Raw genomic sequence first — 14,958 nt, forward strand, 5'->3', positions numbered from 1 at the left:
CGGCAACGCCGGGAATTACATCGGTGTCAGATCCAGTACCGTTACCGGCGCTGCTGTGACGTACCCAACCCTCGATACTTCCAGAACCAGGCCTGAATTCGATCTTCGACGCGCTCATATTCAACAGGCAGAACCACATTCCGGGCGCCGTGTCCAACCGGAACGCGGATACCGTACCGAGAGTCGGAATTTCGCTAGGTGTACAACTGTCGTATCCAGTTTCATGTTCCGCCTCCCGACTGTCCTCCATGCACGGTGCAGCCGATCAGGTGATCGACCGCGGCGTTGAACACCCACTGCCCCCCGTGACCGCAGTTTTTGCCAACCACCGTGTCTACCAAAGCCCCGAGCAGGTCTCAAAACGACGAGCACCCGAGGTTGCGCGCGGGGAATAACCGACCAGGTCCGTCGCCCGTCCATATCGAGCGGAATACTGGACGCCCGACCACTGCGCTGTGCGCATCCAGGTCGGGGCAGATCGCCCGCTGACCTGCCACGGAGAAGCGCAGGCACTACCGCGGCGAGGACGGGCGAACCAGCGAGATCGCGGCCGCATCCCAGCATCTGGAACGCGCTCCCGAAACTCTGCACCCCCGGTGTCCGATTAGTCGCATTTTCTGCGGCGCGACCAATCGGAGGCGGGCGGGAGATATCTCACATTCGCGGATACCCGGCCGTCGGCAGGTCGATCTCTCGCAGCCAGTAACAAAGGTAAGACTAACCTAATCGTTGGCGCCCAACGACACTGAGATCGGCGGAGTCGCTGCTCAGCGTCCGTGCCGCGCGAACCAGTCGAGCAGGCCGGGGTCGTCGACGGCACTGCGGTCCACCGTCCGCCCCGCGTCCGCACCCTGGAAGATTCGCTTGAGCGGCACCTCGAGTTTCTTGCCGGTGCGGGTGTGCGGGATGCCCGGCGCCTCGATGATGTCGTCGGGCACGTGCCGCGGCGATGCCTGCTCCCGGATAGCTCCGCGGATCCGCTGCTTCAGCGCGTCGTCGAGTTCCGCACCCTCCGAGAGGACCACGAACAGCGGCATCCAGTATCCGCCGTCCGCCTGGTCGACCCCGACGACGAGCGCCTCGGCAACCTCCGGGAGCTTCTCCACCACCTGGTAGATGTCGGCGCTACCCATCCGGATTCCATTGCGGTTCAACGTGGAATCGGACCTTCCGTGCATGAGGACGGTCCCGCGATCGGTGATCGTGATCCAGTCACCGTGCCGCCACACTCCGGGGAACACTTCGAAATAAGCTTCGCGGTAACGCTTTCCGTCCGGATCGTTCCAGAACGACACCGGCATGGACGGCATCGGCGCGGTGACGACGAGTTCGCCCACCTCGTCTCGCACCGGCCGGCCCGACTCGTCGAACGCCTCGACGGCGACCCCGAGGCAGGGGGCGGACAGCTCGCCAGGCCAGACCGGGACGGTGCGCGCTCCCCCGATGAACGCCGACACCACGTCGGTCCCACCGGTGATCGACACGACGGGAACGCGGCGACCGACGTTCTCCGACAGCCACAGCGACGACGCCGCAGGCAGCGTCGATCCGGTGACTCCCACCGTGCGCAGCGCGCTCAAATCGTGGTCGCGGACGGGGATCACCCCCGCCTTGTCGCACGCGAGAACGTAGCCGGGACTGGTGCCGGCCACCGTGACACCCAGTCGTGACACCAAGGCCCACAACGCATCCGGAGTCGGATGCGACGGGCTTCCGTCGTAACAGACGATCGTGGCTCCCACCAGCAGGCCCGCCGTCTGGAAGTTCCACATCATCCAACTGGGACTGGTGTACCAGAAAAATTTGTCCTCGCGGCCGATGTCGAGCTGGAGCGCCAGCGACTTCACGTGTTCGAGGAGAACACCTCCGTGACCGTGCACGATGCCCTTCGGCAGGCCGGTGGTCCCCGAGGAGAACACCACCCACAACGGGTGGTCGAACGGGACGGGAACGGGCTCGAGTGCGCGGCCCCCGGCGGTGGCCTCCGCCCAGGTGACGCCGCCGTCGACGGCGGCGTCCGCATCGAGGTGGGGCACCACCACGGTGAGGGCCGGCGACAACCCGGCGCGCAGCTCGGCCACCGCCCCCAGACGGTCGTGCTCCTTGCCCCCGAACCGGTACCCGTCCGCGGTGATCAGCGCTGCCGGCTCCAGTTGACCCAGCCGATCGAGCGCGGCCGGCGCGGAGTAGTCCTGCCCGCACGCCGCCCACACGGCGCCGAGCGACGCCGTGGCGAGGAATGCGACCACGGCCTCGGGGATGTTCGGAAGGTAGCCGACCACGCGATCCCCGACCCCGACCCCGTGCTCGCGAAGCGTCGCGGCGAGTCCCGCCACCGCGGAACGCAACTCGTCCCACCCGATCGAGACGTCGGCGCAGCCCTCACCCGCGTACAGGATCGCCGGACCGCCGGGGCGGGCATTCCGGAAGACGTGGTCGACATAGTTGAGCGTGGCCCCCGAAAACCAGACGGCGCCCGGCATCGCGGCGTCGGCGAGGGCGGGCCCGGGGTCGGTGGCGGACCGGAACTCGAAGTAGTCCCACACGTCCTGCCAGAACTCCCCCGGCGCCGCCACCGACCAGCGCCACAGCGACCGGTAGTCGTCGACCGTGACACTGTGGCGCCGCGCGACGAACGCGGCGAAATCGGTGATCACCGCGTCGCGCACGTCGGCTTCGGTGGGAACCCATTGCGGATCGGCAGCCATGGGCACCATCTTCCCCGAGAGCGCGGCCGTTCCGCGCTCTTTCGCCGCCTACTGCCGACCTCAGGCCGGCGTGTCCCGCGCCGAACCGACCTGTGAGCGGCGCAGGATCGCCTCGGCGTGACGCAGGACCGGCGCGTCCACCATCTTTCCCTCGAACGCGAACACCCCGCGCTGATCGGCGACGGCGGCGAGAACCCGCGTCGCCCAGTCGACGTCCTCTTCGGACGGCGCATACGCCTCGCGGATCACCGCGACCTGACTCGGGTGGATGGCGACCTTGACGTCGAATCCGACGGCGACGGCATCGAGTGCTTCGGCGCGGAGCCCACCCAGGTCCTTGATGTCGAGATAGACGGAGTCCAGCGCGAGCCGGTGATAACCCTTGGCCGCCAGCAGCGTCGACGACCGCACCTGGGTGGCGACGTCGCGGTAGCTGCCGTCGTCGCGGCGGCTGGAGTTGCCGCCCATCGCGGCGACGAGGTCTTCGGCCCCCCACATCACACCGATGGTGCTGGCCGCCAACGCGATCTCGGTGACCGCGAGCGCACCGAGCGGCGACTCGACCAGGGCGATCACCTCGCGCGGAGCCAGCGACAGCACCTGGTCGGCCGACTCGCACTTGGCCAGCATGAGCCGGGTGTAGCGGGTGCCGTCGAGCGCCAGCAGGTCGCGTTCGTGGTCTTCGGTGCCGACCGGGTTGACCCGCACGACGGTGCGATCGGGATCGAGCGGGGTGTCGATGAGGGCGACCCGGGCCGCCTCCTTGTCGCCGGCCGCCACCCCGTCCTCGAGGTCGAGGATCACGACGTCGGCCGCCGCGGCCGCCTTCGCGTACCGTTCGGGCCGGTCCGCCGGGCAGAACAACCAGGCGGGACCGGGCAGTTCCCAGCTCACGACGGCTTCTTCTGGACGAGGGTCTTGCGGACCGCGATCGCCACCACGTCGCCGTTCTGGTTGCGGCCGGTGTGCTCGAGCGTGACGATGCCCTCGCCGGGACGGCTCTTCGATTCGCGTTTGTCCGCGATCTTCGTCTCCGCGTACAGCGTGTCCCCGTGGAACAGCGGCTTCGGGAAACTGATCTCCGAGAACCCCAGGTTCGCGACGATGGTCCCCTGCGTCAGCTGCGCCACCGACAGTCCGACCAGCGTCGAGAGGGTGAACATCGAGTTGACGAGGCGCTCGCCGAACTGGGTGCCCTCGCTGTACGCCGCATCCAGGTGCAGGGCCTGGGTGTTCATCGTCTGCGTCGTGAACAGGACGTTGTCGGCCTCGGTGACGGTCCGGCCGGGGCGGTGCTCGTACACCGCGCCCAGCTCGAACTCCTCGAACCACAGGCCCCGCTGGACGATTCGCCTCGGTTCGGTGTCCGTGGTGCTCTCCGCGGAGGTCACAGTCCCGCCTCCCGCGCGATCAGCATCAGCTGGACCTCGGTGGTGCCCTCGCCGATCTCCAGGATCTTGCTGTCCCGGTAGTGCCGCGCCACCGTGTACTCGTTCATGAACCCGTAGCCGCCGTGGATCTGGGTGGCGTCCCTGGCGTTGTCCATCGCGGCCTCGGAGGCGACGAGCTTGGCGATGGCGGCCTGCTTCTTGAACGGCTTGCCGGACAGCATCCGGGCGGCGGCGTCGTAGTACGCCGTGCGCGCGGTGTGGGCGCGCGCCTCCATGCGGGCGATCTTGAACGCAATGGCCTGGTTGTGCCCGATCGGCCGCCCGAACGCCTCCCGTTCCTTGGCGTACTTGACCGACTCGTCGACGCATCCCTGGGCGGCGCCGACGCTGAGCGCGGCGATGGCGATGCGCCCCTCGTCGAGGATCCGCAGGAAGTTCGCGTACCCGCGGCCACGCTCGCCGAGCAGGTTCTCCTCCGGGACGCGCACGTCCGCGAACGTGAGCGGGTGGGTGTCGGAGGCGTTCCAGCCGACCTTGTTGTACGCCGGTTCGGCGGTGAAGCCGGGTGTCGACGTCGGCACGAGGATGGTGGAGATCTCCTTCTTGCCGTCCTTCGTCCCGGTCACTGCGGTGACGGTGACGAGCTTGGTGATGTCGGTTCCGGAGTTGGTGATGAACTGCTTGTTGCCGTTGATGATCCATTCACCGCTGTCGAACTTCGCGGTGGTCTTCGTGCCGCCGGCGTCGCTTCCGGCACCCGGCTCGGTGAGCCCGAACGCGGCCAGGCTCTTGCCGCTCGTCAGCTGCGGCAGCCATTCCTGCTTCTGCTCCTCGTTGCCGAACCGGTAGATCGGCATCGCACCCAGCGACACACCGGCTTCCAGGGTGATCGCGACACTCTGGTCGACCTTGCCGAGTTCTTCGAGCGCCAGGCACAGGGCGAAGTAGTCGCCGCCCATTCCGCCGTACTCCTCGGGGAAGGGCAGGCCGAACAGGCCCATGTCGGCCATCCCCGACACCACCTCGTACGGGAAGGTGTGGTTGGCGTCGTGTTCCGCCGCGACCGGTGCCACCACGTTCTTGGCGAAGTCGGCGACGGTCTTCGCCAACTGCTGGTACTCGTCCGGAAGCTGGCCGGTGGCAAGGAATTCGGTCATGACGCGTCTTCTTTCGTGTCGGTGGTGTCGGTGTGCGGGGTGACTCGGGCGAGCAGTTGGTCGACCATCACCTGGTCACCGGGCGCGACGAGGATGTCGACGACGCCGTCGACGGGGGCGGTGAGCGAATGTTCCATCTTCATCGCCTCGACCACGACGAGGCTCTGGCCGGCGGTGACGTGGGCGCCCGCTTCGGCGCCGACGGCAATGACGGATCCGGGCATGGGGCTGGTGATCTCCGCCTCGCCTGCGTGGACGTCGCCGGTGCGGACACTGAGTTCGCGGACCTCACGCAGCATCGTCGTGCCGTCGGACCCGGCGAGCCAGATGTGCCCGTCGGTCTGGGCGACCCGGTAGGTCTCGCGCCTGCCGTCGATCACCACCGAGAGCGTGGACCCGTCGAGCGCCGCGGTCAGCGACAGGGTGTCGCCGTCCTCGACCTGTGCGGTGGCCTCGGACGGGCTGCCTGTGATCCGCACGTGGTCGGTGCGGGTGGGCGAGGACAACCGGATGCTGGTGGGTGCGGGCGTCCCGACCCGCCAGCCGCTCGGAACGTCCCACGGGTCGGCCTGCGCCCCCACGGGCCAGCGCTGCAACCACCGGAACGCCGCGGCGGCGATCAGGGCGCCGTCGGTGGCCTCCGCGGCGACGAAGTCCTCGAGCCGCCGATCGAGCAGACCGGTGTCGAGATCGCCCGCCACCACGTCCGGGTCGGCGAGCAGGAAGCGCGCGAACTCGATGTTGGTGACCACGCCCAGCACACCCGTGCCGGCCAGGGCGCGGTCCAGTTTCCGCAGCGCGGCGGCGCGGTCGTCGGCGTGGGCGATGACCTTCGCCAGCATCGGGTCGTAATCGCTGCCCACCACCGTGCCGGGCTGCAACCCGGAATCGACGCGGACACCGGGGCCGGCGGGTTCGACCACGTCGGCGACGAGTCCGCCGGTGGGGAGGAAGCCGCGGCTCGGGTCCTCGGCGTAGACGCGGGCTTCGATGGCGTGGCCGGTGAGGGTGATGTCGTCCTGGGTGAACCCGAGCGGCTCACCGGCGGCGACCCGCACCTGCCACTCGACGAGGTCGAGACCGGTCACGAGTTCGGTGACCGGGTGCTCGACCTGCAACCGGGTGTTCATCTCCATGAAGAAGAACTCGTCGGGCTTGTCGGCGGAGACGATGAACTCGACCGTTCCCGCTCCGGAGTAGTCGACGCTGCGCGCGGTGTTGCAGGCGGCCTCGCCGATCCGGGCGCGGGTCGCCTCGTCCAGCAGCGGCGACGGCGCCTCCTCGATGACCTTCTGGTGCCTGCGCTGCAGACTGCATTCGCGCTCCCCGAGGTGGACGACGTTGCCGTGCCCGTCCGCGAGGATCTGCACCTCGATGTGCCGGGGGCGCAGAACGAATCGCTCGAGGAAGAGGGTGTCGTCGCCGAACGCCGACGCCGCCTCACGCCGCGCGCTGCGCAGCGCCTCGGCCAGCGCGCCCGGCTCCTCCACCAGGCGCATGCCCTTGCCGCCGCCGCCCGCCGAGGGCTTGACGAGCACCGGGTATCCGATGTCGCCTGCGGCCGCGATCAGTTCGTCGTCGGACAGGCCGGGCCGGGCGATGCCGGGGACGACCGGCACGTCGAACGTCGCCACCGCGTTCTTGGCGGTGATCTTGTCGCCCATCACCTCGATGGCGTGAGCGGACGGGCCGAGGAACGCGATCCCCGCATCCGCGCACGCGCCGGCGAACTTGGAGTTCTCCGACAGGAACCCGTACCCGGGATGGATGCCCTGCGCGCCGGTGGCGCGGGCAGCCTCGATCACCTTCTCGATGACGAGGTAACTCTCCCGCGCCGCGGCCGGGCCGAGCAGCACCGCGGTGTCGGCCTCGCGGACGTGCCGCGCGTCCCGGTCCGCCTCGCTGAAGACGGCGACGGAACGGATGCCCATGGCCCGCAGCGTGCGGATCACGCGCACCGCGATCTCGCCGCGGTTGGCCACCAGGACGGTATCGATCCGAGTCATTTCAGTCATTCCACTCACATCCGGAAAACGCCGTAGGAGACCGGCTCGACCGGTGCGTTCGCACACACCGAGAGCGCCAGTCCGAGAACAGTTCTGGTATCGGCGGGGTCGATGATGCCGTCGTCCCACAGCCGGGCGGTCGAGTAGTACGGGTTGCCCTGCGCCTCGTACTGCTCGCGGATCGGCGCCTTGAACGCCTCCTCGTCCTCGGCCGACCAGGGGTTGCCCGCGCTGTCGAGTTGTTCGCTGCGCACCGTCGAGAGCACCGACGCCGCCTGCTCCCCGCCCATCACGGAGATCCGGGCGTTCGGCCACATCCACAGGAACCGCGGCGAGTACGCCCGCCCGCACATCGAGTAGTTGCCCGCCCCGTAGGAGCCGCCGATCACGACGGTCAGTTTCGGCACCCGCGCACACGCCACCGCGGTCACCATCTTCGCGCCGTGCTTGGCGATGCCGCCGGCCTCGTAGTCGCGACCGACCATGAAACCGGCGATGTTCTGCAGGAACAGCAGCGGAATCTTGCGCTTGTCGCACAGCTCGATGAAATGCGCACCCTTCATCGCGGACTCGGCGAACAGCACACCGTTGTTGGCGATAATGCCGACCGGGTGGCCCTCGATGTGCGCGAATCCGGTGACCAGGGTCTTGCCGTACTCGGCCTTGAACTCCTGGAATTGGCTGCCGTCGACGATGCGGTCGATGACCTCGTGGACGTCGTAGGGGGTGCGCGGGTCGGTGGGGACCACGTCGTACAGGTCGGTCTGCGGCGCCGTCGCGGGGACGGCGCTGATCACGTCCCACGGACGCTCGGCGCGCGGGCCGAGGGTCGCGACGATGTTCCGCACGATCCGCAACGCGTCCTGGTCGTCCTCCGCGAGGTGGTCGGTGACACCGGAAACCTTCGAGTGCAGGTCGCCGCCGCCGAGTTCCTCGGCCGTCACGACCTCACCGGTCGCCGCCTTCACCAGCGGCGGGCCGCCCAGGAAGATGGTGCCCTGGTTGCGGACGATGACCGCCTCGTCGCTCATCGCTGGCACGTAGGCGCCGCCCGCGGTGCAGGAGCCGAGGACCGCCGCGATCTGCGGGATTCCCTGCGCGCTCATCGTGGCCTGGTTGTAGAAGATGCGCCCGAAGTGCTCGCGGTCGGGGAACACCTCGTCCTGCCTGGGCAGGAACGCTCCGCCGGAGTCGACGAGGTAGATGCAGGGAAGCTGGTTCTGCAGCGCGATCTCCTGCGCCCGCAGGTGCTTCTTCACCGTCATCGGGTAGTAGGTGCCGCCCTTGACGGTCGCGTCGTTGGCGACGATCACGCATTCCCGGCCGGACACCCGGCCGATGCCGGCGATGACGCCCGCACCGGGGCACTCGTCGTCGTACAGGCCGTTCGCCGCCAGCGGCGAGATCTCCAGGAACGGGCTGCCGGGATCGAGCAGCGTGTCCACCCGATCGCGGGGCAGCAGCTTGCCTCGGCTCACGTGCCGCTCGCGCGACTTCTCGCTGCCGCCGAGCGCGGCCACGGCCAGCCGCGACTTCAGCTCGTCGACCAATTTCGTGTGCTCTGCCCGGTAGCCCTCCCGTGCAGTGATTCCGCCCAGTGCCATCCTGCCGCCTTCTTTTCTTGACGCCCGTGCCGAGTGAGTTAATGCTCGATAACTGAAACTAAGATAACTGTGATTAACTGAGTTGTCCAGACCGCACCCCGGAAAGAGCAAGGCGATGACTGCAGACGTCGACGGCACCGAAGCGACGACCCCGACCATCGACGGTGCCCCGATCACGCGCCGCGAGCAGATGAAGGCGGATCGCCGCCGCCAGCTGCTCGACGCCGCCGCCCGCCTCATCGCCGAACGGGGCTTCCTCGGAGTCCGCCTCGAGGACCTCGGCTCCGCGGCGGGAATCAGCGGCCCCGCCGTGTACCGGCACTTCCCCAACAAGGACGCCGTCCTCGTCGAACTGCTCGTCGGAATCAGCACCCGGCTGTTCGAAGGCGGGTCGCTCGTCGCCGCGGAGGCAACATCCCCGGACGCGGCGCTGGAAGGTCTGATCGATTTCCATCTCGACTTCGCACTCGGGGAACCCGACCTCATTCGCATCCAGGACCGAGACCTGGAGAGCCTGCCCGCCGACGCGCGCCGGGAGGTCCGGCTGACGCAGCGGCGTTACGTGGAGATCTGGGTGAAGGTGCTTCTGCAGGTGGATTCGTCGCTGGACGAGACAGATGCCCGCACCAAGGCGCACGCCACGTTCGGGCTCATCAACTCGACCCCGCACAGCGCCGACCCCGCCACCCCGTCGCGCACCCGGAAAGTGCTGCGCGACATGACGTTCTCATGCCTGCGGCCCGTGAGTACTTCTTAACCGCAGGCGGTTGAGAAGTACTCACGGGCCGCAAGGCACTGTCGGGTGGTTACACCCTGTTCTTGCTCGTCATCGCGGTGTATCCGAGCGACAGCACGGCCGCTGCGGCAATGCTGATGATCCACCGGATCCAGTCGATCCCTCCGGTGTTCCCCTTGCCGAGGAGCCCCTCCCACACCCAGTACCCGATCAGCGCACCGATGATGCCGAGGACGACGGTGATGACCCACCCCATCGCCTGCTTTCCCGGAATCACGAGACGCGCCAGAACGCCGATGACCGCACCGAAGATGATGGTGCCGATGATGTTGCCGACCATGGCCCTTGTCCTCTCAACACGCAATTCATGGTGCGAGCGGAAGGTCACCGCTCATTTCGAACATAACCACCTGGACAGCTGTTCGACAGGGCTTCGGCAAATCGTTGCCAAAAGGTTCACGCGGTGTACCACCGCGAATCCCCCGGTTCAGCGGATGCCCTGCCGTCGCAGCGCCACGGACACGGCCGCGGCCCGGGTGTCGACACCGAGCTTCGAGTAGATGTGCGCGAGGTGCGTCTTGACCGTCGCCTCGCTGATGAACAGGGCTTTGCCGAGTTCCTTGTTGGTCATCCCCTTGGCCAGCAGGGTCAGCAATTCGGCCTCCCGCGGCGTGAGAGCCTCCTCGGGGCGCTGCATCTGCTGCAGCAGGCGCGACGCGACGGGCGGCGACAGCACACTCTGGCCGGCCGCCGCGCCGCGGACGGCGGCGAAGATCTCCTGGGGCGTCGAATCCTTCAGGAGGTACCCGATGGCACCGGCGTCGACGGCGCGGACGACGTCGGCGTCCGTGTCGTATGTCGTGAACACCAGCACCGGCAGGTCCCGGTCGACCTGCCGGATCCGGCGGATGGCCTCCACCCCGTCGATGCCGGATCCGAGGGCCAGATCCATCGTCACGAGCCGCGGCCGGTGGGTGGTCACGGCGTCGACCGCCTCCTCGCCCGTGCCCGCCTCGGCGATCACCTCGATGTCGGGCTGGGAGTCGAGCAGCGCCCGCAGTCCGGCGCGCACGACCGCGTGATCGTCGACCAGCAGCACGGTCACGGTCGTCATGCCGAGGTTCCTCTCGCACACGGTATCTGTGCGGCCACCACGGTGCCCTCGCCCGGTGCGCTCTCGACGGTGAACGTGCCGCCCAGTTGCTCGACGCGGCTGCGCATCGCACGCAGGCCGTATCCGCCGCGGTCCGAGGGAGGTCCGCTGGGTGCGGGGTCGAAACCGGCGCCGTCGTCGTAGATGTCGAGTGCGACGGCGTCCGGAAGGTACGTCAGGGTGACACCGACGGTGTCGGCCCGTGCGTGCCGGGTGATGTTGGAGACGGCGCTCTGGGTGATCCGCAGCAGCGCGTGCGCCACCTCCGCAGGAATCGCGATCGGAGTGCCCACGATCCGGAGTTCCGCCCGGGGGTGGTGGGTACGCGCGGCGGCGAGCAGTGCCGCGTCGAGCGGCTGGGATTCCAGGTTGGGCGCTGCGAGATGGTGCACGAGACTGCGGGTTTCCGCCAGGTTCTCGCGCAGCGTTCCGGTCGCCACACGGACGTCCTCGCGGGCCCGCGCCTCCGCCCGCGGATCTGCCTGCGCCCAGATCTGCTCGGCGGCCTCGAGCCGGAGGAGACTGCTCGTCAGTCCTTGCGTCACGGTGTCGTGGATCTCGCGGGCCAGTCGTTCGCGTTCGGCGAGGACCCCCGCCTCCCGCTCGGTCTCCGCGAGCCGGGACCGTGTCTCCGCCACCTGACGGAGCAGCCGCACCCGTTCCCGGCCATCCCGCTCGATCTGGCTGTACGCCATGACGATCAGCGCGCCGGTGCACAGCGGTCCCACCAGCACCGCCCACTCGGTGCGCCCGGAGAACGTGAAGAACGCCAGCGACGTGAGGACGGCGAGAACACCGACGACGGGATACGCGATACGGCTCGGGTAGGCCCTCGTGCAGAGGAAGAACATGGGAAACGCGCACCACGCGAAACTCGGCGCGAGCCAGACGAGTACCGCCCACGTCGTCAGCACCGGCCACACCCACGGTTCCCACGCGCCGCCCCGCCGCGCCACCACCACGGTCGACGTGTACAGCGCGGCGAGCGCCGCGATCAACGCGACCACGACGACGAACTGCCCGCTGACACCGTGGTACGTGAGGTACCGCGCCGTCGACGTCGCGAGGAGAACGTAGAAGGAGACATGGATGGCCGTACCGAGTGGGCCGCGCAGACTCTCGCCGGCCGACCTGTCCACTCCGTCCACGGGTCCAGTCACGTCTGTGGATCCTACGGACGTGCGGCAGGTCGTGGATCCACCGTTCGGATGATCTACCCCCGCCGGACGGATGAGCCCGGGAGCGCCGTCGGCCCGATGCGGTCACCGGCGCTTGCGGGCCAGGCTGGTCACGTCAGCTCGTCACTCCCTTGAAAGGCCTTCCGATGCGCACCTTCCACCGACTGCCCCGCATTCTGGCGATCACCGTCCCGCTGGCCGCGATCGTCGCAACCGCCGCGTGCGGCGCTTCCACGACGGACGAGGCGACGGCGGCGTCCACTCCGGTCGCGACGGCCGCCGCACCCGCCCCGGTCGACGGCGCGGACGGCCTGGTCAGCCAGAACCGTCTCGGTGTCGGGGCGGCGCAGACCGCCGCGCAGGCGGCGCTCGCGAAGTGCCAGGCCGACGGACTGGGCTTCGTCACCGTGTCGGTGGTCGACCGCAACGGCAACGTGCAGGCCATGCTGCGGGGGGACAACGCCGCGCAGCACACCGTGGAGGCGGCCCGGCAGAAGGCGTACACCGCCGCCGCGTTCGGCGCGAACACCAGCGACCTGAGCGAACGCGCCAAGGGCGACGGCGCGACGGTCGCCGACCTTCCCGGCACGTTGTTCCTGGCGGGCGGCGTGAGTGTGAAATCGGCGAGCGGGTCGATCGCGGGTATCGGCGTCGGCGGCGCCCCCGACGGAATGCGGGATCAGGCCTGCGCGGCGGCCGGTCTCGACGCGATCGCCGGCGCCCTGGGTTGAAGAGCCGCTCCCGTGTCGACTCCCGAACTCGAGCACGCACTGTTCGACGCCGTCGCCCGTGACGACGCGTCGGCGGTGCGCGCGCTGCTCGACGCCGGAGCCGACGTGAACGCGAAGAACGCCCGCGAGGACTCGGCGTTCCTGTACGCGGGCGCGGAGGGGCTGAACGAGATTCTCGCGCTCACCCTCGACCACGGCGCCGACGTGACCAGCATTAACCGGTTCGGCGGAACCGCGCTGATCCCGGCGGCCGAGCACGGCCACGTCGAGACCGTGCGGATGCTGATCGACGCGGGTGTTCCGGTGAACCATGTCAACGATCCGGGCTGGACGGCACTGCTCGAGGCCGTGGTCTACGGCGACGGCTCCGCCCGCTACCAGGACGTCGTCCGACTGCTCCTCGACGCGGGCGCCGATCCGGCCATCGAGGATGCCGACGGCCGGACGGCACTGCAGCACGCGGAGCGACGCGGGCAGGATGCCGTCGCGGCGCTGCTGCGGACCGGGTGACCGGGGGCGGGTCAGGTGTGCCCGATCAGGTCGAGGGACTGCTCACGCATCTCGACCTTGCGCACCTTGCCCGTCACGGTCATCGGAAACTCGTCGACGACGTGCACGTACTTCGGGATCTTGTAGTGGGCAAGCTTGCCGGTGCAGAATTCGCGCACCTTCGCCGCGTCCAGAGGTTCGGTGTCTTCCTTCATCCGCACCCACACCATCAGTTCCTCGCCGTACTTGGCGTCCGGCACGCCGATCACCTGCGCGTCGAGGATGTCGGGGTGGGTGTACAGGAACTCCTCGATCTCCCGGGGGTAGACGTTCTCGCCGCCGCGGATCACCATGTCCTTGATCCGCCCGGTGATCGCGACGTACCCGTCGGAGTCCATCACACCGATGTCGCCGGTGTGCATCCACCGTCCGGCGTCGATCGCTTCCGCAGTCTTCTCCGGGTTGTTCCAGTACCCGAGCATCACCGAGTACCCGCGAGTGCACAGCTCCCCCGGCTCGCCCCGCGGAACGGTCAATCCTGTTGCCGGATCGACGATCTTGACCTCGAGATGTGGGCCGACCCGGCCGACGGTGGAGACCTTCTGGTCGATGGTGTCGTCCGACCGCGTCTGCAGCGACACCGGCGACGTCTCGGTCATCCCGTAGCAGATGGAGACCTCGGCCATCCCCATCAGTTCGATGACGTGCTTCATCACCTCGACCGGGCAGGGCGATCCGGCCATGATTCCGGTCCGCAGACTGGACAGGTCGAAGGACTCGAAGTCGTGCTCGGCGAGTTCGGCGATGAACATCGTCGGCACCCCGTACAGCGACGTGCACTTCTCCGCCTCGACGGCCTGCAGCGTCGCCTTCGGATCGAACGAGGGACCCGGAATCACCATGGTCGCGCCGTGACTCGTGCACGCGAGGTTTCCCATGACCATGCCGAAGCAGTGGTAGAACGGCACCGGGATGCAGACGCGGTCGTTCTCGGTGTAGTGGCACAGCTCGCCGACGAAGTACCCGTTGTTGAGGATGTTGTGGTGGCTGAGCGTCGCCCCCTTCGGGAACCCGGTTGTCCCCGAGGTGTATTGGATGTTGATCGGGTCGTCGGGCGACAGCGCGGCCTGCGCCGCGCGCAGCCGGGCCGGATCCGCGGCATGCGCGGCCATGCCGTCCGACGCCAGCCTGCTCCACTCGGCACTCCCGAGCAGCACGACCACCTCGAGATCGCCGCACTCGGGCCGGACCTCCTCGATCATCGCCGCGTAGTCCGATGACTTGAACTGCGGAGCCGACACGAGCAGCCGGACACCAGCCTGGTCGAGCACGTACTTCAATTCGTGCGCCCGGTAGGCGGGGTTGATGTTGACGAGGATCGCGCCGATCTTCGCGGTCGCGTACTGGATCAGCGTCCATTCCGGGCAGTTCGGCGCCCAGATCCCGACCCGGTCGCCCTTCGCGATGCCCCGCTTCAGCAACCCCGCCGCCACGGCGTCGACGTCCCGCTTCAGTTCGGCGTACGTCCACCGCCGCCCCGACGGCCGGTCGACCAGGGCGTCACGATCGGCGTGGGCCGCCACGGTCCGGTCGAAGTTGTCTCCGATGGTGTCGCCGAGCATCGGGGCGTCCCACACGCCGTGGGTGTAGCTGGGAAGCGGGGTTGTCATCACTCTTCCTCTCCAGGAACCCGTTCGGGCGCCTACGGGACGGGCAGACCGGAAGGCCCTTCCGCGGTCGAACTTACTCTTGGTTGTTGTGATCCAGGGCATACTGCACGGCGAGGGGTGCCGGTAACTGTGCGA

13 protein-coding genes are annotated in these 14,958 nt (G+C 68.5%); 3 read left to right on the forward strand and 10 right to left on the reverse strand.

The annotated features are described in order from the left end of the window. Positions 1-767: 767 nt before the first annotated feature. Genes CJ179_RS06620 through CJ179_RS06645 form a run of 6 tightly spaced genes read right to left on the reverse strand, consistent with a single transcriptional unit; the run spans position 768 to position 8,866 of the window. Positions 768-2,708 (reverse strand): acetoacetate--CoA ligase, encoded by a 1,941-nt coding sequence (locus CJ179_RS06620; RefSeq protein ID WP_095861076.1) that lies wholly within the window; start codon positions 2,706-2,708, stop codon positions 768-770. Between the two features lie 60 nt (positions 2,709-2,768). Next, positions 2,769-3,602: a CoA ester lyase gene (locus CJ179_RS06625; protein ID WP_072945643.1), complete on the reverse strand. Its 834-nt coding sequence runs from the start codon at positions 3,600-3,602 to the stop codon at positions 2,769-2,771. Then, positions 3,599-4,099: a MaoC family dehydratase gene (locus tag CJ179_RS06630; RefSeq protein WP_072945641.1), complete on the reverse strand. Its 501-nt coding sequence runs from the start codon at positions 4,097-4,099 to the stop codon at positions 3,599-3,601. The genes CJ179_RS06625 and CJ179_RS06630 overlap by 4 nt, the downstream gene beginning before the upstream one ends. Then, complete coding sequence (locus tag CJ179_RS06635) at positions 4,096-5,256, reverse strand: acyl-CoA dehydrogenase family protein (protein ID WP_072945639.1); 1,161 nt, start codon at positions 5,254-5,256, stop codon at positions 4,096-4,098. Before CJ179_RS06635 ends, CJ179_RS06630 begins: the two co-directional genes overlap by 4 nt. Beyond that, the gene (locus tag CJ179_RS06640) at positions 5,253-7,262 is read right to left on the reverse strand and encodes an acetyl/propionyl/methylcrotonyl-CoA carboxylase subunit alpha (RefSeq protein ID WP_095860941.1); all 2,010 of its coding nucleotides are present in this window, start codon (positions 7,260-7,262) and stop codon (positions 5,253-5,255) included. Before CJ179_RS06640 ends, CJ179_RS06635 begins: the two co-directional genes overlap by 4 nt. Positions 7,263-7,276: 14 nt before the next feature. Continuing rightward, complete coding sequence (locus CJ179_RS06645; protein WP_095860942.1) at positions 7,277-8,866, reverse strand: carboxyl transferase domain-containing protein; 1,590 nt, start codon at positions 8,864-8,866, stop codon at positions 7,277-7,279. 115 nt (positions 8,867-8,981) lie between these two features. Here CJ179_RS06645 and CJ179_RS06650 point away from each other — a divergent pair, with 115 nt between their 5' ends. After that, complete coding sequence (locus CJ179_RS06650) at positions 8,982-9,623, forward strand: TetR/AcrR family transcriptional regulator (RefSeq protein WP_095860943.1); 642 nt, start codon at positions 8,982-8,984, stop codon at positions 9,621-9,623. A 49-nt stretch (positions 9,624-9,672) separates the two neighbouring features. Here the strand turns inward: CJ179_RS06650 and CJ179_RS06655 are convergent, their stop codons facing one another. From CJ179_RS06655 to CJ179_RS06665, 3 genes are all read right to left on the reverse strand, one after another. Next, positions 9,673-9,942, reverse strand: coding sequence for a GlsB/YeaQ/YmgE family stress response membrane protein (locus CJ179_RS06655; protein WP_072945630.1), 270 nt, complete (start codon positions 9,940-9,942; stop codon positions 9,673-9,675). A gap of 147 nt (positions 9,943-10,089) precedes the next feature. After that, positions 10,090-10,716 carry a response regulator transcription factor gene (locus tag CJ179_RS06660; RefSeq protein WP_095860944.1) on the reverse strand — a complete coding sequence of 209 codons (627 nt, stop codon included), beginning with the start codon at positions 10,714-10,716 and terminating at the stop codon, positions 10,090-10,092. Further along, positions 10,713-11,915 (reverse strand): sensor histidine kinase, encoded by a 1,203-nt coding sequence (locus CJ179_RS06665; RefSeq protein WP_095860945.1) that lies wholly within the window; start codon positions 11,913-11,915, stop codon positions 10,713-10,715. Before CJ179_RS06665 ends, CJ179_RS06660 begins: the two co-directional genes overlap by 4 nt. 164 nt (positions 11,916-12,079) lie before the next feature. Between CJ179_RS06665 and CJ179_RS06670 the strand changes: the two genes are divergently transcribed. Then, entirely contained in the window at positions 12,080-12,664 is a 585-nt protein-coding gene (locus CJ179_RS06670) for a heme-binding protein (RefSeq protein ID WP_095860946.1), read from the forward strand. Between the two features lie 12 nt (positions 12,665-12,676). Beyond that, positions 12,677-13,174, forward strand: a complete 498-nt coding sequence (locus CJ179_RS06675; protein ID WP_095860947.1) for an ankyrin repeat domain-containing protein — start codon at positions 12,677-12,679, stop codon at positions 13,172-13,174. Between the two features lie 11 nt (positions 13,175-13,185). Here CJ179_RS06675 and CJ179_RS06680 read toward each other — a convergent pair whose 3' ends face one another. Beyond that, entirely contained in the window at positions 13,186-14,823 is a 1,638-nt protein-coding gene (locus tag CJ179_RS06680) for an AMP-binding protein (protein WP_072945619.1), read from the reverse strand. Positions 14,824-14,958: the final 135 nt, after the last annotated feature.

Source organism: Rhodococcus sp. ACS1 (assembly GCF_002300155.1).
GTDB lineage: Bacteria > Actinomycetota > Actinomycetes > Mycobacteriales > Mycobacteriaceae > Rhodococcus_F > Rhodococcus_F koreensis.